Source organism: Belliella aquatica, from assembly GCF_014637795.1.
GTDB lineage: Bacteria > Bacteroidota > Bacteroidia > Cytophagales > Cyclobacteriaceae > Belliella > Belliella aquatica.
In genome coordinates this window covers 349,438-371,040 of the sequence record NZ_BMFD01000004.1, presented here as the reverse complement: position 1 = coordinate 371,040, position 21,603 = coordinate 349,438, and the positions used below count along the sequence as shown (strand labels likewise).

Annotated in this window: 10 protein-coding genes; 4 read left to right on the top strand and 6 right to left on the bottom strand. The window is 35.7% G+C overall.

From position 1 onward, the window contains the following. Positions 1-197: 197 nt before the first annotated feature. Entirely contained in the window at positions 198-4,319 is a 4,122-nt protein-coding gene (locus tag IEV57_RS08210; protein WP_229744270.1) for an eCIS core domain-containing protein, read from the bottom strand. A gap of 543 nt (positions 4,320-4,862) precedes the next feature. On the opposite strand from IEV57_RS08210, the gene IEV57_RS08205 reads away from it, so the two are divergent. The 4 genes from IEV57_RS08205 to IEV57_RS08190 all read left to right on the top strand — a co-directional run bounded on the left by IEV57_RS08205 (position 4,863) and on the right by IEV57_RS08190 (position 16,173). After that, entirely contained in the window at positions 4,863-7,958 is a 3,096-nt protein-coding gene (locus IEV57_RS08205; RefSeq protein ID WP_188441536.1) for a WD40 repeat domain-containing protein, read from the top strand. A gap of 65 nt (positions 7,959-8,023) precedes the next feature. Beyond that, on the top strand, positions 8,024-10,681 hold the full coding sequence (locus IEV57_RS08200; RefSeq protein WP_188441533.1) for a hypothetical protein: 2,658 nt from the start codon (positions 8,024-8,026) through the stop codon (positions 10,679-10,681). A gap of 29 nt (positions 10,682-10,710) precedes the next feature. Next, a complete protein-coding gene (locus tag IEV57_RS08195; RefSeq protein ID WP_188441531.1) occupies positions 10,711-13,584 on the top strand; it encodes a TonB-dependent receptor plug domain-containing protein in 2,874 nt (957 codons plus the stop codon). Positions 13,585-13,590: 6 nt separating this feature from the next. After that, a complete protein-coding gene (locus IEV57_RS08190) occupies positions 13,591-16,173 on the top strand; it encodes an MFS transporter (RefSeq protein WP_188441528.1) in 2,583 nt (860 codons plus the stop codon). 3 nt (positions 16,174-16,176) lie between these two features. On the opposite strand, the gene IEV57_RS08185 is transcribed toward IEV57_RS08190, so the two are convergent. Genes IEV57_RS08185 through IEV57_RS08165 form a run of 5 tightly spaced genes read right to left on the bottom strand, consistent with a single transcriptional unit; the run spans position 16,177 to position 21,591 of the window. Then, positions 16,177-16,431: a hypothetical protein gene (locus IEV57_RS08185; protein WP_188441526.1), complete on the bottom strand. Its 255-nt coding sequence runs from the start codon at positions 16,429-16,431 to the stop codon at positions 16,177-16,179. A gap of 7 nt (positions 16,432-16,438) precedes the next feature. After that, on the bottom strand, positions 16,439-18,172 hold the full coding sequence (locus tag IEV57_RS08180; RefSeq protein ID WP_188441524.1) for a glycosyl hydrolase family 18 protein: 1,734 nt from the start codon (positions 18,170-18,172) through the stop codon (positions 16,439-16,441). Next, on the bottom strand, positions 18,169-19,440 hold the full coding sequence (locus IEV57_RS08175) for a hypothetical protein (protein ID WP_188441522.1): 1,272 nt from the start codon (positions 19,438-19,440) through the stop codon (positions 18,169-18,171). Before IEV57_RS08175 ends, IEV57_RS08180 begins: the two co-directional genes overlap by 4 nt. Next, entirely contained in the window at positions 19,437-20,504 is a 1,068-nt protein-coding gene (locus IEV57_RS08170; protein WP_188441520.1) for a DUF4407 domain-containing protein, read from the bottom strand. The genes IEV57_RS08175 and IEV57_RS08170 overlap by 4 nt, the downstream gene beginning before the upstream one ends. A gap of 7 nt (positions 20,505-20,511) precedes the next feature. Further along, on the bottom strand, positions 20,512-21,591 hold the full coding sequence (locus IEV57_RS08165; RefSeq protein WP_188441518.1) for a hypothetical protein: 1,080 nt from the start codon (positions 21,589-21,591) through the stop codon (positions 20,512-20,514). Between the last annotated feature and the right edge of the window lie 12 nt (positions 21,592-21,603).

Genomic DNA, 21,603 nt, shown 5'->3' with positions numbered 1-21,603 from the left:
AATTATGTCTACAGTTCCTTTATAAATTGATGGACTATTGAAAAAATTATTAAAAAAACATAAAAATTGAAAGCAGCTTTTCATCCAATTGTTTGAAAAACTACCTTCAATGATACAGCTCCTTGCAAGACCAATTTAATCAGAATGCTTCCTCGAAAGAAATCCCAATAAACACTAGCACTAAGTTTAATTCTCTATTAAAGCCCTTTTTCTATTTGTCTTTGGTGATTTTGGATAAGTCGAAAAGCAGTTTCTTTTCCAACTTTATTAATTTCTTCTACGAGACTTTTACTGTCTAAAACAACACTTCTAAATTCAATATAATCAGAAGCGAATTTTTCATAATTGCTTGCTCCAAACCAAGAACTCGTTCTGATATTACCAGCCTGTTTAGAAGCATCTCCCCAAAAGCTACTGTGCAGATGATTCTTTTTCATATTCTCGATAATTTGCAGCATCTCAGCCTTTTTCAATAACAAAGCTTGGTATTCTGCAATGATGTCCTTAGCATAAGAATCAGAAAATATTCTTACTTTTTCATTGTAATGCGTTACAAAAGCTTGTGCAATATTCGTGTTTTCTCCTAGTTTTTTGATATTTGTCAGCACAGTATCTTGAAGGTATGCTTTCCCTTTGTCAGGAGTTGCGCTAAGTTCCGCCTTTGACTTAAGAGAGTTTCCTAAGCTAGCAAGGACCTCATTGATTCCATCCCAGCCGCATCTCTTATCCATAAAAGTATTATAAAATTGGAGGTTAGCTAAGGGTGCATTATTGAATTTTGCAGGGGCACCTAAAGTGGTTTCCTCTGTCGTAACGGACAACTCCCTCCCAGCCTCTGCTGTCTTGATCACATCTAGGGTATCTTTTTTCTCATCAGCGCTAAACCGATGATTGTAATCTAAATCCAATAATTCTTCTAGGCTTAAAGATTTGGCTTTATCCTTATGCTCCTCTTCCATCATTCCAACCAAATTCTCCCGATCAACTAAAGCTGTTTCTCCCACATCTGGATGAGCTACTTTTTTATTAGAAAACTCAAACGAGCCGAGTGATTTTTCTGCAAATACAAAATTTAATTCTTTCCTAAAGAAAAGCAATGCTGAAGCTACAAGAACCAATGAACCTTCCATTTTGGCATCACCTTTAGTTTCATAAGTCAAACCAGCATCCTCTTTGATTTTACTACCCACAGGCGGCTCTCCTAATAGGAAGTCCTTTTCGTAAGTAATATCTCCTCTAATTCCAAGGCTCAGTGCAGCTCTCAGCAACAGTGCTAAAGCAATTAAAAGTTGATGACCACCTTGTACTCCACCAAAGACTCCACCTGCAATATTCCCACTAACCCCCGTACTTGCTTTTAGATGGATCGCATTTTTTTCCTTATCGAGCTCAATAATTGCTGCTATTTCATTATCAAATTGAGCCCCAAACTCCAAAAACAATCCAAATACAGCTGAAACAGCTGGAAAAACAGGTATTGAAGCACTCAACTCATACCTAGATCCCGACCAATTTTCCCCGAATAATTCACTTATTTTTTGAAGTGGATTAGGCATACTTACGTTTGCCTTACCTGCAGTAATGCGGTAATCAGGGGCAGCCTTATTTAGCCCTATTCCAACTTCACCTTCTATCTCGCCACTGCCTTTTACCCCCAGGTAATCAGGCAGATTAAGACGCATAGCACCTTGGGCATTTACTTTTAGTCCCCCTTCTTCTTTAGCCTGTGTGATGGAGTAGGACTTTGGTATAAGGCTAAATACTTTCACATTAAATTCTTGGCCTGAGGCTTCAGTTTTTAATTCTTCAAAAGCAAATCCTTGTTCATTCCAGTCAATATTTTTTCCCTTAAAGCTTTTTTGAAAATCATTGATGTGGACATTCAAATTCAGTTCATGCGCTTGAAGTCGGTTGGCTGCTGAATTATAATTAAAGCTCGTAACCTCCGCTTCCTGCTCAAATAATTTGAATTTCAACTCCCCTTGATTAATCGCATAATACTTCTCTCCCTCAGGATTCCAATGTATATCTACCTCCCCACTCGTTTTGAAATCTTTAAACCCTAATGGCAGAGCACTGCTTCTAAACTGGTAAGCCGTGTGCCCTTCAAAGGCACGAGATGACTTCGAGTAAGAGATTTCAGTTTCATCTAAACTAAAGAATCCATAATCTACTTTTGGAAGCGCTCCTTGGATCGTTTCATAATCAAACTTCTTCCCCTCTAAAGACACACCAGTGGCAGTCAAAGCGATAGGTCTATCAAAAATAGTTAATTCTCCTCGAGCCTCTACTACTGAAAATTTCTGTGCGCTATACGCATAACTCAATCCATTCAGCTCAAGTTGAAATGCCCCCACCTGAGCCATTCCACTTGCATTTTCAATACGTATATCTTGAATCTGCTGACTTTGATCTAAGAGAATTCCAACTTTACCTGTGCCATTTACTACATTTTCAATTTGAAGACTCAGTTTTCCATTCACCTCTATAGATTGACCTTTGACGTATTTGACATCAGGATCAACCACTGCTATGCCCAATGTACTGTCTATATTTCCAAGCAGCTTACCTTCTAAGCTAAGGAAATCTGCTTCGCCATTTTTTATGGACACACCCAAAGCTTTTAGGCTTGCTTTGGTTCCTAGAATGTCTAAACTACAAGTGGCTTCCTGGACAAGAAATTCCTTTTTACTGTAATCATAATCTAGTTTAGTCAGCTCAAAATTGATCCCATCAAGCACAAATTTACAAGAAGCACCCTTAAGCGTAACCTGATGGAAGGTGTCATCCTTATTAAATTCAATATCAGCTTTGCCACTTGATGAAATTACACCTCCAAGAGCTAGGGCTAAATCACCTGAAAGCATGTATTTCCCTGAAACCAAATCGAAATTAATTTCGGTATTGCTGATGCTAAAGCCAAGTCCTGAATTAAACTCTGCCCCTTTTTGTGAGGCAGTTTTAATAAGAGCCTGATCAGCTGCCTCTATAACTTCTAATTCAGAAATAAACAACAAATTAACAGAAGGTGGATAAGTACTCTTATAGGTTTCTACAGCACCATTTAATTGTTTATAATGGTCGACTGCTTCATAAAACAGTCCTCTATTTTTAATTGGATCAACCTTAAAAGTCTCCAGACGCTTTTGAAGATTTTGATATTGCGCTATGATTTCGGGAAAATTACTATTGGTTTGATCTAAAAATCGTTGGATTGACGCTCTTTTTAATGCCTCATTTTCATCTTCTTTAGCACCAGAAACCGCAGGTTCTTTGTGTCTTTCCAGCCATGTTCTAGCCAAAGGTTTTAATTCTTTAAGCAAGGTTTGTTTTTCTAGGACATCCTTAGATTTATTGAATGCCTCAGCTTTTTTTAGAAGAATGGAATAGGTGCTTTCTTTCCCAATAAATCGGTTAAATCTTGCCATCCGAGTAAGCTCACCTTGAAATGCAATCTGAGCTTTTTCACCCATTTCAAGCCCCTCAGATTTTAAACCATGTAGCTGCTCTTGATACCCTTTATATGCAGGATTTACTTCACTTTCCTTAGCAATATTCTTTGAATCCAGCTTATCTATCGACTCGTCGGAATGAGAACCTATTGATTTATCATCCTTTGTTTGCAGTTGAGTTGTCACACTGCTTAGATTCGAGTCCGATAAAGCTTTAGAAGGCGTTTTAATCTTTGTATTCAACGCCATATTTCCCATCAGGTCAGCCTCTCGTTCAAGAACAGCATCATTATTAATCGGTAGACCTTTGTTACTTTCCAATTTCGAATCGCCAGTCCGTTTTTTTAATTGCATTGTAGGTTTTACCCTACCCTGACTTTGTTGGACAATATGCCAAGCCTCATGCGAAAGGTGCTTTTCTTGTCCCGGAGCAAGATGGATATCTTTTCCTTGCGCAAAAGCATGAGCATCCATTTGAGCTGGCTCCTTAGAATTGCGATGAACTCTTATATCATCCATGGCTAAGCCAGATAGTTGCTCAATCCCAGTTTTGAGCTGATCAGGCAATCCTGTCTTGTTTTCCTGACTTGGTTTAGCTTGAGTAGGTGGACTTAAAACGCTATCAGTAGGAAGCGCCGGTTCCTTACCTAAACCATTATCTAAATCAGAATTGGCCAAATTTCCAAGCAAATCAAGGGCTGCAACTGACGAACTCTGATTGGCCAAATCCACAAATGCACGTTGACTTTCAGCTTCTGGCCTAAGATCCGAAATTTGAGCAACAGACTCTTGTTGCTGCATCGTCTCCAGATCAGATGATCTAGCATGATCTTGATGGTCTTGTGATTTTTTAGCGGGTTCAAACATCTATCAAGTATAAAATTTAACCCTAATATAAGTGAATTCTTACATGTTCAACTTTCCTAATTGAGCTGATTTGGTACAAAGCAATGAAATGCATCAGTTTGTTTATGTATTGCTTTACCAGCATTCATATTTTAAAAATTAATGACCTCAACTTTAAGAGATTACCCAAAAAATTAAAACTACTTTCCTTTTCCCCTATTTTTTTCACAGAATAAAAAATCGTCATTGCCAGAATTGACTTTCAAAATTAAGATGTCCTTCGCCCAGCATTTTATAAAATTACAGAAGCATAAACAGCAAAATTCAATTCACCTACAATCCAATTAGTCCTTAGCTAAATTCATTTTAAATGGTAGAAATAGATCAAAAAAGTTGAATATATGATAAAGAGGAAGATAATGTAAATTATCTGAATAAATTAGTTTTACATTTTTCATAGCTTTCGGATTGGAATTAGAGGTAAAAAAAAGTCACTTCCGTGCTTAAAGCTAGGCTTTACTATCTCATCCATGAGGAACTAACAAAATAAATAGTTTGAATTTTATGGGATTACAGCATCATCAATCTGAGCAAGGAAAATCAAACATCGAATTTTTACCTGGAAGACAAAGACAAATTTATGATCTCTTAAGCCTTTTTCAAACTTCACAATTAATTGGATTATTTGGCGAAAACGGAGCAGGAAAAACCAGCTTAGTAGAAAGAGGACTTCTTCCTGAGTTGCAAAGCGGTTTCTTAGGTATTGGAGGGAGAAAGTGGAATACCATTTCCATCCGTCCAGGTATATCCCCAATTGAAAACCTTGCTGCTGGTTTCAACCAACTCGCTGTTTTGAATGGCAAGCAGAAGCTTGAGGAAGAGGTTCTTTTAAGCAAAACAATGAAATCAAATCATGAAGGATTGAGAATTGCCTCTTCCAAGTATTTGAGTGCATCAAATGGTTTCAACTCTCTATTGATTATTGATAATTTTGAAGATCTTTTTCAATTTAAAAATGTAGCGGAAAACCAAGCAGATTGGGATCGTACTGTTAAAAGTTTCATCGCCAATATTTGTAAGTGTGCAACCAATACCGGCGTTCCTATTTATTTTTTAATCCTCCTAAGATCTGATTTTGTGACCTCTATTTTTGAGCACAGACAATTACATGAGATGCTATCAAATGCTCAGTATAGCCTTCCTCCTTTTAGAAAGGCAGAATTCATGGAAGTGATTGAATCAATGCTCAAGCCCCATCAAGTTTTAATAGATCAAGAGGCAAGAGATACACTCTACCTTGAATTAGGCAATGACCTCAAAAACCTCACCTTGCTCAAATTATTTTTTACAAAAATGATTCTGAACCTAAATGAAAGTTCACAAAAACAAATCAACAGAGAGATCCTACAAGCCATTTCGATTGAACAATTGTATGCTGAATTAATAGAATCCTTTTTCAATCAAAAATCAGCATCTGAAAAAAAGTTAATTGAAAAGATCTTCAAACAAATCACAGTTGTTCAGGAGGGGTCTAGACAGCGTAAACCCATTCAAACCGAGCAGCTTTTAAAAGTTACAGGAGCTGATTTAACCACTTTAGGTCCATTATTATACCAGCTTCAGGAGGAGTTTAAATTTCTCCTAGAAATCATTAATCCTTTTCAAGAAAGAATAGAAGTTCGTGATCAGAACGCCATTTCAAGAGCATCAGTGATCAATATCAAAAACGAACAGTTTATTGCTTTTTGGCCCAGATTAGCCGATTGGATCAAAGAAGAAAAAGAATCTCAGGAACTATACAAGCGCTTAAGTGAAACAGCGGAAATGTTTGATCAGGAGTTAACCGGTTATTTAAAACCACCTGATTTGGATTATGCTTTAATTTGGTACGAGAAATATAAACCTGATGAACTTTGGGCAAACCAATTCAATAAAAACCATCAAAAAACCATCCATTACCTTCTTGAAAGTAAATCCAAGTTTCAACAAGAATTAGTAAAAAAAGAAGTAGAGCAAAAGGAAAAAATCAAAAGAATCCGAAAAACGGGATTTTACATTCTATTAAGTTCTCTGATTATCTTGGTCGTAATTGCAATTTTTGCCATTGATGCTAAAAAGCAAGAAGCAATAGCGCATAACGCCCGAGAAAAGGCAGAAAGAGAAAAAGAAAGAGCAGGTCTAGAAAAAGAAAGAGCAGACCTGCTTTACAATGAAGCACAAAAAGCCATGAAAGAAGCTCAAACCAATGAACAATTGGCACTTCTTGAAAAAAACCGTGCTGATGAAGAGTATTTAAGGGCAAATTATTTAAGAGCAGAAGCAGAGAACCAAAAGTTACAAATCCAAGAAGCGTTCCAAGCCTTAGATCAGAAAAGTGATGAACTCAACTTGACTGTTTCTGAATTGCAAGTATCAGACTCCCTTAAAGGAGTCGCTACCAAAGCAGCAGAAAGTGCAAGAGCTTACCAAGAGTCGATCAATAAGATACTCTCTCTGAGAAATCAACTTCAGAAAAAAGACTATCAAAAAGAAGAACTAGATAACTTGTTGAAAGAAATTCAAGAAGCCTATCAAAGCTATAAATTTTCCAGTTTAGCCTTTAAAGGAGCTGCCTTACCAAACAATGATCTTTATCAAATTCTATTAGATGTTAGAAAAGATTTGATCAATGTAAAGGCCTTAAATGGAATTGCGAATGATATCGCTAGTCTTCAAAATGGATTGAGAAAAATAAATGTTTCTTCTTCAGGAATCTTAGCAGCAGGTGGAGATGACGGGATTTTACTTTATACAAAACAAGCCATCACTAAGGGAGATTTGGAATTAAAACAAATTTCAATTGGTCAAGATAGGATTAGAGCACTCGCATTTATCAATGCAAAAGAGGTGGCTATTGGAACAGTCAACGGTAAACTTTTCAGATTTGATACCAATACCGCTTCCCTCTCTCCAATTGCCATAGGAAACCTTTCAAATCAAATAATTGAACAGTTGATTCCCACCAAAGCAGGCTTATTTGTGCTCACAGCAGGAAAGGTATTACGCCTCAACCCCTTCACAGCAGGTGAGACCGCACAGATCAATCAAATATTTGCAAAACGTATTTTCAAACTCAATGACCAAAAGATTTTGGTAGTCAGTCAAGATAATACACTCCTTGTTCTAGATACAGCTACACTCCAATGGCAATCTATTGGTTCTGATTTAAAAAAGACATCAATTTCTGCCTTAGTAGCCGATGGAGATAGGCTTTTCCTAGGCTTAGAAAATGGAGACATTTATGTCTGTGAGGCCCTTCAAATTGGTAGCAATTTCAGTATTAAAACAGAGTTTGTTGTTTCTGCACACCTCACTAGGATCACAAGCTTGGCATTTGATCCATCATCTCAAAAGCTATTTACTGCAAGCCTTGATCAAAAAGCAAATATTTTTGATCTCAGTCTCAGACGGCTAGGCAAAGACTATATCACCAACCATCTTCTACGCATTGAAGGCTTTGATAAATGGATTTGGGATTTTGCACTTGTGAAAAATCAAGAAGAAGATGCCATCCTAACAGTTGATGAAAATGGTGAACTAAAAATATGGCAGACTGGTACTGAAATGCTTTACAAAGAGATTTTCTTGAATAGAGAAATGAGCAATAAACCTGCGAAATAAGCAAGCAAATAACTGATTTAAATAATCTACGGCAAATTTAAAAGAAAGGTAGGGAATTAGAAAGTATGACACTTTTAGATCAAAAACTAAGCAATTTAATCTCTGACATCTCATGGCAGCTTCAAAAAAGAAGGGCAGTGTTTTTAGTAAAGACAAATGATGCATTCTTGAATGAATTTTTAATTTCAAAACTAAAAAACTTCAATTGGATCGATCATTTAACACAAGGAAAAGATGTGCAAACAACGGAAAATAAATCCTCTGTTAATTCAGACTTAAACCCTGTAAATTTCAAGGAATTCTCCAATGAACAAGCCCTGATGGATCAACATCTGTTTGATACATTCACCCAAAAAGAAAAATTTGAAACAACTATTTTTATCACTCCATCCCATTTCATTCATCAAATCCTTGCTTTTCAGGCTAAAGAAACGGTTTTTTCATCTACTATTTTTATAGCTGTTTATATTGAAGAATTGGCTCCCACTATTTTTGAAACACATTTAACCTATGATACTCAAATCAAGCTAACTACTCGGGCCCGAAACTATTTAATTGATCAAATAGAGCATAATCAAGTGAGTTTAGGAAAAGTTTTCTATGCCGCTCAATTTTTCAAAGAGAACACCCTTCATCAGGAAAATGACGACATGGAACTCCAAAGGCTTGAGTTTGCCCTTCGATCTGTTCTTGATCAAAAAGGAAGCGCACTGCTGAAGCACCTATCCAACAAAATCTCTGTAGAAATCATCGAAGCTTTTTTCCGAAGCCTAGTCTACGTGGAAGAAAATAAAGTAATCGCCAGAGAATTAGACCTCCAAGGCCTATTTGATTTTAACCAAGCACCCAAAGAACAAATTGAATACATTTTAGAGACCGCTACAGCTCACCCCTATCAGATTCTAATTCAAAATCAGCAAGGCTATACTTTCACACTCTCTGAATTTTTGGTAGAATGGAAAGATTTGAGAAACTGGATCAAACAGGAAAAAGCAGCACATCAACAATATAAATACTTTGTAAGCTTGGCCTTATCCTACTTCAATGAATCAGGATCACTTTTAAATAAAGATCAAATTGAAACTGCTTTAACTTTAAAAGAAGAAATCTCTTCCATTTACAACTGGGATAAAAAGTATAGGTATGACAAAGAAATGATTTCAAGTTTCATTCTACTATCTCAAAATAGCTTGGAAGAAACTTTAAAAATGCAGCAGAAGAAAAGAGCCCAATTACTAAAAAATTCTGTAAGAATCAGTATTGCTGTCAGCATTGCCTTTTTGTTATCCTCTTTTACTGCCCTCATCGCATACCTCGAGCGGAATTCAGCTGTTGTTCAGCAAGAGCTAGCGCTTCAAGCTAAGGAAGAAGCTGAAGGAGCGAGGAAGACTGCTGAAGTTGAACGATTGCTAGCAATAGAGGCTAGAAAAAATGAAAGCACCGCCTCTAAAAAAGCAGAGTCAGAGCGCCTAATTGCCTTAAAAGCCAAAAATCAGGCAGAAATAGAAAGAAAAAATGCAATGGCATCCTTAGAGCTTGCCAAAATCTCTGAATCTGAAGCTTCTCAGGCAAAGGGAATAGCAGAAAAAAATGAAGTTTTAGCCAACGAGGCGAAAGAAACCGCCCAGCTTAATTTTGAAATAAGTGAGCGGCTTAGAAATCAACAAGAAGCCAGAGTAGCTGCACTTGAAGCATTAGGTTTATTTGCAAATCAGTCCTTCCAGGAAGGCCTGTTACTCGTACGGGAAGCTTATTTTAAAAACTTAAATAATAAAGGGTTTCCCCTTCAATCAGACATTTTTCACGCCCTCCTGTATGCAAAGCTCAATTCCAATACAGCTGAACTAAATTTTAGCTTGGACCATCCTGCTAAATTTCTGGCCCTTTCACCCAATAAAAAAGCACTAGCCGTGTATACCATCAATGGCGAGATTAGCATCTACCGAACAAAACCAACTGTTCAGCACATCAAAGTGATCAACTCAGGCTATATCCAAACCTTAGCATTTTTGAATGATGAAGAAATAGTTTATCAGACTCTTGAAAAAGAAATATTTACTTCTCACCTCAAAGAGTCCAATTTAATTCTTCCCCTAGCACATAGAAAACAGCCAACAACCGCATTTTGGTCTGCATCCAACCCTGCTCCTTTGATCAACGATCATATATACCAAAAGCATGAAGGCTTAAAGCGCTCAAATGAAAAATCTGCAGTCCATTTTATTCTTCCTGATTCGGTTGGCAAGGCAAGCGTTTGGGCAGAAGGCAAAGTACTTTTCCAAAAGAAGGCATTTGACGACAAAAAAGAAATCCTATTTGAAGCATCCAGCAATATTGTAAGTCTCGCTTGGTCTCAAATCCACGACAGGTGGATTCTTGGATTAGAAAATGGTCAAATCGTAAGTATGAACTCTAGCCAAAAAAATAAAACAGAATCTTTTGCAATCCACCGATCAAAGATAAGCCATCTAAAAATCATTCCCTACAGCCATCAGACAGAGTTAATGCTAAGTACCGGATACGATGGGAATATAACGCTTTATATCTTTGAAAGTCAAATCCCGATCAGCTCAAGTATTTCCTCTAGAATCGAGCTTCAGGGACATCGCAGCTGGATTACTGGATGTGCTATAGATGAAGAAGATAAAATTGCTTATACCGTAAGCAATGACAGAAATTTAAAAATTTGGCCGTTCCAAATTGAACAATTATTAGAGCAGTAAGAAAAAGACCCTATTGGGTCACCGAAAAAATGAAAAAAACATTTATCAGGCTAACAATTCTCCTACAAATGACGGCCCTTGGTGCCTCTGCACAAAGCAATTTATGTTCGAGCAATACGCTAGAAAATAGCAAAGATGCATACGAAATTGGTGATTTTGGTGGCGTAAAAAAAATTTTAGAAAGTTGTGTCGCCAATAGAGGTTTTAAAACGTCAGACGAACTGAACAAAGGCAGAGAACTATTGGCACTTACTGCTATTGTGGAAGATCAGTTAGATGTTGCCACGCAATTGATTGAGCAAATTGTAAAAACAAATAGCAAATTTGTCCCTAGCTACAGAAATATTGTTTTCAATTTGATATTTGATCAATTGAAAAGAGAGAATATCGGTGTGACCGTAAGTTCTGTATCAAAAAAAGCGGAAGACCTCAATACAGCTCCTGCAACCGTTAAGTTGGTCACTCATGAAGAAATCATGGATAGAGGCTATATTGATCTAATCGATTTACTCAATGACCTTCCTGGATTTGATATCAGTAAAATTTTTGCTGTCACCTATGCAAACATCTATCAAATGGGTTATCGACAGGAAAATACGGAGAGAACACTATTCATGATAGATGGAATTGAGGAAAATGATTTATGGCTCAATTGGGCATATATCTCAAGGCAGTATCCCCTATCGAATATCAAAGCAGTAGAAGTTTTATATGGTCCTTCATCAACCATGTATGGACCTAGGGCTTTTGTGGGGGCAATTAATATCCTCACCTATTCCCCAAAAGAACAAGCTGATGATAGTCTAGAGGATCCCAGTAGAAAAAATGGAAAAGAGCAAAAAGTATACCTACATGGAAATACGCAGCTGGGGAATTTAAATACAAAATCAGCAGACCTTACTTTAGGGTTAAAAGGAAAAGCAGCTGCAATTCAAATTACAGGAAGATATTACAGTTCTGATGAACATGATATGTCGGGAACAGAGTTTTACAATTACTCACCCAATGACATTGATCACCTGTCATATAGACATATGAATTTATCAGGAAGCATCGGCTCTTATTCCTTAAATGAGTACATAGCTAATTTTAACTTACCTTTAAGTCATCCGTTTTACGAGGTAAATCAGGATGCGCAAGGAAATATCAATCAAGTTACCTTGACCCAAGAGGGAATCAATCATGCAAGAGAGCTCGACAGAGCAGCCTATACTGGTAAAGTAAATGGAGTGCCGATCGGTTATTCCAATCAGACTGAAAATTATTTTTTAAGTGCCAAAGTTTCAGTAGAAAACTTCTTATTTGGAATTAGACATTGGAAAAGAACAGAAGGATTCAATTTTTATCAAGATATTGATGTTGCCGGATCTCAAAATGGATCCTTGTGGTCACCAGAAAACACCACTATTTATGCCCAATATGACCGTGAAATTAACGAAAAAATAAGTATTTCTAACCTTTCTAATTTTGCTGTTCATCGGCTTGGGAAAGAATCAAATAGGGTTAACTTTATCGCCTTTGGTGACCCTAGAGCAAATTTACATCTGGCGCATCTATTGGACCCTAACTCCTTGCTCCCAAGCATACGAGGTGCAAGCATGGAATCAAACACCTATGGTACAGAGGTGCAAGATGTATTCAGCACTTCTATGATGAAAAATGGCTGGAGAAATCGATATTATTATTATGAAGCCCAACAATTCAGAAATGAAGCGCGGTTCTTCTATGAAGGCTCAAAGATCAAAATAGCTAGTGGAATCGATTTAAGAAGTACCCTTACTCAAGGCGATTATTTGATTTATATGGATTTTGAGACAGATGCAGCAAACCAAAAAGCTTATCAAGACAAACAGGCTAATATTTCATTGGCTCGGGAAAAAGGAATAGTTGAAAATCAGCTTGAAGGAAGTAATTTATTTTCCATTTTTGATATCGGTTTTTTTAATCAGGTCACCTTAAATCTAGGGGAGCGCTTCTACTTGAGTGGTGGAAACAGAATAGACTACAATAAAATCAGAAGCTCTGGGGGTTATGGCCTTGCTTTTAGTCCTAGGATATCTGGCATATACAATGGTGAAAACACTACCCTAAAATTAAATTACTCCAGAGGATTACAGAATGTTTCTCAATGGACAAAATATTCTACAGGTGGCGGGAGAGTCCCTAACCCAAATTTGGAAACAGAATCTATTCATTTTGTTAATTTAGAATACTTAGGCCGCATCATGAACGGAAGCCTAGGTTGGGAAATAAATGCTTTTGGATATTTAATTGATGATGCTGTAGCTTCAGGGGTTATCAAAGGAGTAAGGAGAAACTATAACGCTGGGTCTTACAGAAACTTAGGGTTAATGTCAGGCTTTTATTTTAGACCAGAATCAAAAAATTGGAATATTCAGGTTAACCATACTTTTTTCAAACCAGAAAAAATCAGTTCTACCCTATTCGAATTAGAAGAGCCTTTGAGATTAGGAGATATTGCCAGTCATAGGATTAATTTATCCATAACAAGAAAAAACCAACTGGGAAAACTCAACAACGTCATCAATATAAGAGCGAATTATGTAAGTGAGCGACCTCTAGGACAAGGCACCACACAGAGTCAAAATTTTGGTTTACCTGGGATCGGAAACATTCCAGCCTATTTATTATTGAATGGAAATATTGGATTCAAAATTCAGACATTACCTTTCTTGCGGCTTGATTTGAGCGTAGAGAACATTCTGAACAAGAATATTTTAGATGGGAATAACCCAGAATATTTTCATCCAGGTCCAAGAGAGGCTTCAGGAACTTTTAATATGATGAATGATATCCCCGGTAAGAGTTATGGAGATAGAAATGTTCCTTATATCCCTCAAAGACCAAGATTTTATTTGCTAAGACTAAGCTACATGCTGTAAAATCTAATGAAAAAAACAAAAAGTTTTAAAATACTTTCATGGATGATTTTGCTCTCCCTTGCCTTGGGAGTTTTCATATCCTATTTCTTTGTTTTTGTAAACGCACTCTTTATTAGCGAAATAGGAACTTCACAACTGCCTTTGGCTTATGTGATTTCAGGAATAGGTGGGATCTGTATTACTTATATTTTCAATAAAACAGAAAAGCGCTGGGGCTTTGCAAAATCTTCCTCCATTTTTTGTCTTTTTTTTGCCCTTGTCATGTGTGCCCTTTGGTATATGTATACTGAGGGACTATACTATTCTTATTTGATCTTTTTCGCTTATGCATGGTTTTGGATATCCATCAATTTCACCTCTTTGGTATTTTGGAAGCTTCCAAGCAACTTATTTGATCTGAGCGAAAATAAAAAATACAACAGCATTATCAGTACAGGAGAGGTAATTTCGGCCATCATTGCTTATTTGTCTGTTCCAGCATTACTCAATTTAGAATCCTTCACGAGAGATAAACTTCTGCTTATTTCATTTATAGGGATATCTTTATTTGCTGCCATCACCTTTTACTTGGGAGATAAAATAGAAAAAAAACCTCAGGAGAAAAAAAACTTACCCAAGGAATCTAATGATCACAAACAGAAGCAAGTCATCAAAGAACCCTATTTCCAATTTATCTTTTATGCAGTTTTTCTGGCTGTAATCATTCAATTGCTTATCGATTTCAGCTTGATGGAAGTTTCGGCAAATTTAATGACAGACCCAGACGAGCTAGCCAAATATTTCGCATTTCTTTTTGGAGGGATGAGACTGCTTGAGTTAATTCTTAAATCCTTTGTATCAAAATTCCTTGTGCGGGAATATGGCGTCTTTATAAGCCTCTCTACCATGATATTCGCACTTGCGCTTATTGCTATCATTGGAATTTCTTCTTTATTTATTGGGTATATCGGTATGATCTTAATTGTAGCCTCTTTGAGTAAGGTTTTTGAGCGCTCCCTTTACAGAGCTATATATGCACCAACGATCAATGTCTTGTATCAAGCCTATCCCATCGCCAAAAGAACCACAACACAAAATTACGCAGATGGGTATGGCAAAACCCTTGGTCAATTTGTTGCAGCCCTATTTATCTATGGGATTGCATCTATCACTTCTTTTGAGAAAAAAATATTTATATTACTTCTCAGTATTTTAGTGATTTTAGCTATTTGGTATCTTATTTCAAAGAAACTTATTTACTATTATAAAATTGAATTGTCTAATATTTTAGATTCATTAGGAAGCTATCAAATCGATTCAAAAAAAAATAAGCTTAAAGAATTAGAAGAGCACAATGCGAACAAAATCAATCCATTAGATTCTGAAAATAAAAAATTAGGTCCTACAAAAATTAATAGGCTTGAAGAAATCAAATTAAGCATTGCTAGCTTGACTCATCTTGAAAGTGTTTTTTGGGGAAAGCCATTTCAAAAAATCAATTCAAACGAACTCTTTGAAAGCAAAAAAAATAAGCAGGTATTGGATAACCAAATGCTTCAAAAAACTGAAGCGCTCATTTATAGTCTGTGGGAATCCGATCACCAAAACTTAATGAAATTACGGGAAGCCTTAATCCCCAACTCGAGTTCACTAGATAGAAGAGAAAGTCCTTTTCTTAAACTTGTGGAGCTGTTGATTCACACCATCATTTTAACAAAAGACCCAAAATTCAACTTCTATAATTTCCAAAAGAAAATTAAATCAATAGATTTTCTCTATAGCGCTGTGATTCAAAATTTATCAGTTAAAAAAGTAAAAATCCTGTCTAATCAGGATTATTTCTATTTGTTAGAAGAAAGAATTCAAAAATACACCTATCTTCTGATGTGTTATCAAGATCTTCAAAAAAGCAGTTCTCAGCTTAGTGAACTTCTATTATTTGAAGCTACATCGGTTAAAAGTAATATTCTCCTATCCCTTGCCTTCCAGCATGATCCAGAGATTTTAAATAGAATCATTACCATGTTAAATAAAGCGGATAAATCTCAGGAAGTAATCGCTTTGGAATTACTCGAATTGGTTCTAAAGGAACAGGAAAAGAAATGGATTTTGCCAATATTTAAAGAAGAAAAATATGATAAAGTACTCCAAAAACTGTCCAAAGATTTTCCTCAGGTATCCTTAAGTAAAGAAAAAAGACTGTTATCTATGCTTGGGAATCAAATTACAAACCTTTCTGGACTTGTAAAATCACAAGTACTTTCAACTTTGATGGAATCTTTTCCTTCTAAAATCAATAGAGAATTAGAAAATACATTTAAAAAACATGTTGATGTTCAACAGCTGAACCTGAAATTACCCTGTAGAAATGAAAACTCAAAACCTAAGTCAGACCACAAAATAAGTCTAAGTGAGGGTACTGTTGAACAAGATTTTTCAAACAGGCTCGAACGGGAAGCGCAACCACTCTCTTATAGGATACCTCTTGAAAGCTATTATTGGACGACGCAAATTAAACAATTGAATGATGATATAGAAAGCGGAGCAGTCTTAAAACAGGTTTATAAAACTTTGTACCAAGCAGTTTTCCCTTTGAATCACTTAAATTAAGATTCATGGGTTCTCTCCATCTACCTCCGGATTCAATCTCTTGAAAACAATAAAAACCAATAAGCGAAGCACATACAAAGAAATCAAGACTAAAAACCAAATGAAAATAGCCAATTGAACTAAATACAGCTCGTCAATAGTCGTCATAGTAGGAGACGCTGATCTGAGCTGAATTACACTCAAAACAGCATAGCTAATCCAAATTGCTGCATAAGCAAATAGGAATAGAAGGGTGAGTTCTTTTATGATTTTAAACATCTTAAGGTCAAGGTTTATTAATTTTGATTAATCCACCATACTTTTCAATATAATAGCTTGCTGCAGCACCTAGGAAAAATAATAAAAAGTAAGTCCAATTTCCTTGTCCCAAAATACCAAAATAAGTAGCAATGGAGAGCGTAATAAAAATGAAACCGAAAAGGAAGATGATCCTATAAAGTTGCCTAGCTAAAATGGTATCCCTAAAGCGCCAATCCGAAAATGCCAAGGCGAGTGTAAAAAAAATGATAATCGTAAGCATGACAAAAGTGACCACAAATAGCTTTTCATATTTCTGGATGAATGAAGCAACTTGGATAGGGTACCCCTCCATTTCAGCAATGGGGTCTTGAACATAAACTGTGTTTCCTGTGAATTTCTCTTCTACAACATCCCAAATATCAGTAGATCCCAAGTCATAGCCAAGTGCCCAAAAACCTACTCCTTTAAAGTTCTTAAATAATGCCAAGTCAATCTTTTTCGCTAAGGTATAAGAATCATCATACCAGCATTCCACAGAGGAATCATCCTCAAATTCTAAGAAAAAATAATTTGTCATAGACACTTCGTCTAAGACAGGACTAATCACATAGCTGGTATCTCTCGATTCAAATACCCTAGAAACTTCTGACAAAGTTATTTTTCTTTCAAAGTCAGTCTCGTAAAAGCCCCCTGCCCTGTCCCAAGTTCCTGACCACTGAGATCCATATAAAGGCAAAGCTAAAATTGATTTTTCAGCGACTAAACCCATTTTCAAATATTGACCAATAGAATTTTCCAAACTGAGACCATCAGCGACATCCGTTCTTAACGGTGCTACAGCTGTTCCATTTTCAACCAATTCATGATAATCAAGACCCTTAATAATGAATAAATCAATGTACTCGTCTAAATCCTCGATCTCAGCAAAAAAATTATCAGGCTGGGTGGGTAAGATTAAGGAGACTAGCATCTTTTTAGCTATAAAACGATAATCTAAGTTGTCTTTTATAAAACTAACAAAATCCAAAAATTTACCAGCACTTCCTTCGGGAACGTTAAAAAACTCAATCTCTATGCCATCAGCATCTCTTTCCCTGATCAAAACGGCAATAGAATCTAAGGTTGTATTCCAGGAAGCTTCATTTTTGAGATATTCATTCAGATTATTTTCACCTTCCAATGCAAGATTCAATAATACTTTTGTGCCATGCTGTTTGGCTGAGTCTATTAAGGCTGTTTCTCGCCATTGTGATATTTGTACAGGATTCAGATAGCTCCCTGTTTGTGGGTCGATTTTATAAGAAAAAAAGGAAATAGTTGAAATCAGATCGAAATTATATGACTTCCACACATCACCCATCCAATAGGGATACCAGGTATATACTTCTACATTTTCTCGCAGTTTCTTTTGAAACAAATCTTGTCTTTTAAAAACATTTTTTGAAGAATCATATTCAAAAGACTGCAAATAATTATTTGTTTTTTCACCATTTAAACCATCGTAAAGAAAGGCATAATCTTGAATAAATGACTTTTGAATCAAAGGAGTCATTTGGGTTTTAGCAGTGTCCAATCCTTCGGACTGATCTCCCAAACCTAAGGCTGCAATCAGACCTCCTGAGGTTCTTTCCAAATAACGCATTTCAGAAGAAACCCTTCTGGTACTCGATTTCAATTTAGAATATTCTCTCCTACAAGAGAACAGCGTTAAAGACAATAAAAAGAAAACAAAAACTAAATTATAACTTATCTTTTTCATATGAGTGACAATAATATTTTTTCAACGCTAGACTTCACTTCAACTTCCTGCAGCACACTGAAACGTTGTCTAAAAAGAGCCAAAATCCGAATACTCAAATTAAAATCATACAAAGTTGATTTATTGGTCATTTTGAGGTAAATCTTCCTATCATCTCCTATGTTGCTTGGGCTAAACATGGCATAATTTCTTTTGCTGTTCTGACTTGGTTCCCAGTCATCTTCTTTAATCAGACTTTGTCCATTGAGCCAAACTTTTTCCTTTTCTTGATTGGTGATCCATATATCAAGCTCCGGAAAAGAGAATTCAGGTAAATAGGTAAAAGAACGACCCGTCAACTCCTTGATTGAAAAGTCTTGAAAAGGATCCTCTCTCCAAATCTCTTTTCTTTCAAAACGAAGCTTTTCTTTTTGTTCAGAAGGGAAAAAGAAGATTGAAAAACCAATCAATTCTTTGTCTTTATTAAATAAGATCTCTTTCTCAAAAGATGCAGTTTCAACAATATTTAATTTGTGGGTAAGTCTAATGTCTTCATCCAATACCGTTTCAAAGAGCGTATCAAATACCATGGTATTGACCAATTTCAATTGCGTAATTGGCTGCTGAATTTGTTGAAGCAAGATATTTTCTTTCTTCGCTTTTACCTGAATATCTAAGAAACCCTCATGCCTTAAAATGCTAAAACTTTTAATGATCACCTCGACTTTTCCTGCTTGCTTCGCTATAAAATCTAGCTCAATTTTTTTTCCTTTTTTTACACTCATAGATTTCTCTATGCTCACCTTATTCAACAAAATTTCAATTTGGATTGCTGAGCCTTTATTGACAATAGAGGAATAATTAAAAAATACCCGATCCCCTGCATTAATTTCAAAATCAAAGGTTTGTATTTTACTTTTCGGAAGGATATCTACTGACTGAGATATAATCTGCTGAAGATCAGGATCCTCAATTGTAAATCCTAAAAACTTCCAAAGATCCTTTTTATCAATACTAATTTGCTTTTTCTCGTTAAACAGTTGATACAAACTATCCCTTTCAGCATCTTCAATTTTAGCTAAAGTTTCATTTGAATTAAAAAGTTGTAGTTCCTCTCCTATGTACCAATCAAAGTCGCTTTCATTTTGAAATACTTGGGTAAATAGGGTATCTATATCCGTTAAACTACAAGACTTCATCCGATACGTATTTCCAAAAACACTCCCAGAGGATGAGAGTAAAGTACCCATCCCAATAATAAAAAACACCAATAATCTAAGTTGATTCACCTTTTCAATTGTTTACTTAATTCCTTTGCTAAGTCTCTGTAATCCTGTTTCACTCTACTCTGCTTTTCAGCAATTAATTCATTTCTAATCAACTTAATATCATGAAGCTTTCCTACATATTCATTATCAAACTGTTCTTCAGATTGATAAAACTTTTTCATATAGTCAATTTTATACTTGCTCTCTTCCAAAGCCAATAGTTCATCATAAGGTCCTTGAGAAGCAAATAACTTGGTTAATACAGGAGCAATTTCCACAAAAAGAATCATCAAAGTAACCGCCCAAGGTGCCCAACTGTCTAAACGGTTTAAAGCTTGAATTCTGGCTAAAAGTCCAGAAGAAAAAGAAGATTGGATATGCTCTTTTTCTTCAAGAAGCTGACTTTTGAAACGATCCGCTTCAGCATTTAACTCAAGTATAGAAGCCTGAATCGCACGTTCTTTTGCATAAAATTCAGTGATGAAGTTTTCATACTTTTCTTTTTTTCGAAGGCATTCTTCTCCCCTTCCTTGTTGACCTGTACCACAGGTACCATCACATTCACATTTGTACTCTTGATAGTAAAATTCCTTTAACTCAAAGTAGTGGTTTGATTGGCTTTCATACGCTTTCTTTTTATCATCAATTATGGCGAACTGCACAGCATATCGTTGTTCAAGATTATGATTTTTTTGAATTAAATCCTCTCCTAATTGTTGATCAATTTCAGATTTAAATATTTGCAATTCTAAAGGTTTCGCCACCACCAATGCAATGCAAATTGATAAAATCAGTCTCGGACTAATTTGCATTAGTTCATAAATAAACTGGTTTTTTTTTCTCAGTGTAGCAACAATATATCTGTCCAAATTAAAAATAATCAGCCCCCAAAAAATTGCGATAAACAAATTAATCCAGGCAGACTCAAAAATCAAACTGAAAGCAAAATAAGAGGAAATTATAGCCAATATGCCAGTAAAAAGAACTGATGCACCTATACTAACATGTTTGATTTTTTCTGAATCAGGACATTTCTCTAAGACGACCTGACTTACTCCAGAGCAAAACAACAAAAAAGAGGTCATGCCCATATCAGCTTTTTAATTTCAGAATACTCACTATTTTTTTTATCCAAGCATGAATAAAACTTTGTTGCTTGGGGGCATAAGAATCAGAAATATTTAATGACTCATCATGTATTTCCAAGGGTTTCTTATTCCTATTTACTTTTATAGGTTGAATGGTGACATTTTTATTGACAACTTCATTATTTGCGTGCAGTTCAAAATTCAGAGCAATGGATTCACCTATAATGAAATCATAAAATCCAATATTATCTAATTTACCCATTTTTGCTTCGAATAACTTTGACCTTGCCTTACACACCCACTCAATCCTCACCAAATCATTAAAATATACCGCATAAGTTGGTTCATTTGTGGCAGCAGGATCTATTTTTATATATTCTCCTAACTCCTTATTGAATACCAACACCACTAATTTTAAATCTTCGTCTTGATAGCATTTAATAAAAATAGACAAAGAAGTTTTACTTTTTACATTTTTGGAAGTAATTGTAAACAAGCAATCATCTTGGATAAATAAAGTCTCCTCGCTATGAGGATCTACGCTCTTATTTCCTGGATCTAAGAAAACTGAATTAGAGTTTTCTACCTTCCAAGAAAGCTTCACTTCATCTCCTCTATAGACAAAATATTTATTTGCCGAAAAAGTAATTTTGGGAGCATCTGAAAAAGAGGATATTTGTTTACATGCATTCATGATTAAGTCAAAATCATGACGCTTTTTAATAAAAAATTGATCTAAATCTTCTTCCCGATTTACCGATCTGTTGCTGAAGAATAGTTTACTATCAAAAATAGAAAATTGTTCCACTTCTGGATCAAAAGTTGAGACCTCTAAAACACCAACCTTTGCCCCAGCATTGGCTATTCTATGGATCAAATTTGCATTTTCTAGCGTCCTATAACCTTTTGGCAATAGAATAATTAGTTCGAAGTATTTACCACGAACCTGTGCTTTGATGATTTTATTTGATAAGTCTAAGAAAGCTTGCCCATCAACCAACATTTGAGCTTGGTATTGGAACATTTCAAGCTGCTTATTAAGCTCTTTCTCTAGCGCTACAGGATAATAATAATGGTCAAACATCACTAATGTGTT

Bases quoted from the DNA above. Each gene is read 5' to 3' on its own strand.
- IEV57_RS08210 (WP_229744270.1), bottom strand. From the start codon at position 4,319: ATGTTTGAACCCGCTAAAAAATCACAAGACCATCAAGATCATGCTAGA.
- IEV57_RS08205 (WP_188441536.1), top strand. From the start codon at position 4,863: ATGGGATTACAGCATCATCAATCTGAGCAAGGAAAATCAAACATCGAA.
- IEV57_RS08200 (WP_188441533.1), top strand. From the start codon at position 8,024: ATGACACTTTTAGATCAAAAACTAAGCAATTTAATCTCTGACATCTCA.
- IEV57_RS08195 (WP_188441531.1), top strand. From the start codon at position 10,711: ATGAAAAAAACATTTATCAGGCTAACAATTCTCCTACAAATGACGGCC.
- IEV57_RS08190 (WP_188441528.1), top strand. From the start codon at position 13,591: ATGAAAAAAACAAAAAGTTTTAAAATACTTTCATGGATGATTTTGCTC.
- IEV57_RS08185 (WP_188441526.1), bottom strand. From the start codon at position 16,431: ATGTTTAAAATCATAAAAGAACTCACCCTTCTATTCCTATTTGCTTAT.
- IEV57_RS08180 (WP_188441524.1), bottom strand. From the start codon at position 18,172: ATGAAAAAGATAAGTTATAATTTAGTTTTTGTTTTCTTTTTATTGTCT.
- IEV57_RS08170 (WP_188441520.1), bottom strand. From the start codon at position 20,504: ATGACCTCTTTTTTGTTGTTTTGCTCTGGAGTAAGTCAGGTCGTCTTA.
- IEV57_RS08165 (WP_188441518.1), bottom strand. From the start codon at position 21,591: ATGTTTGACCATTATTATTATCCTGTAGCGCTAGAGAAAGAGCTTAAT.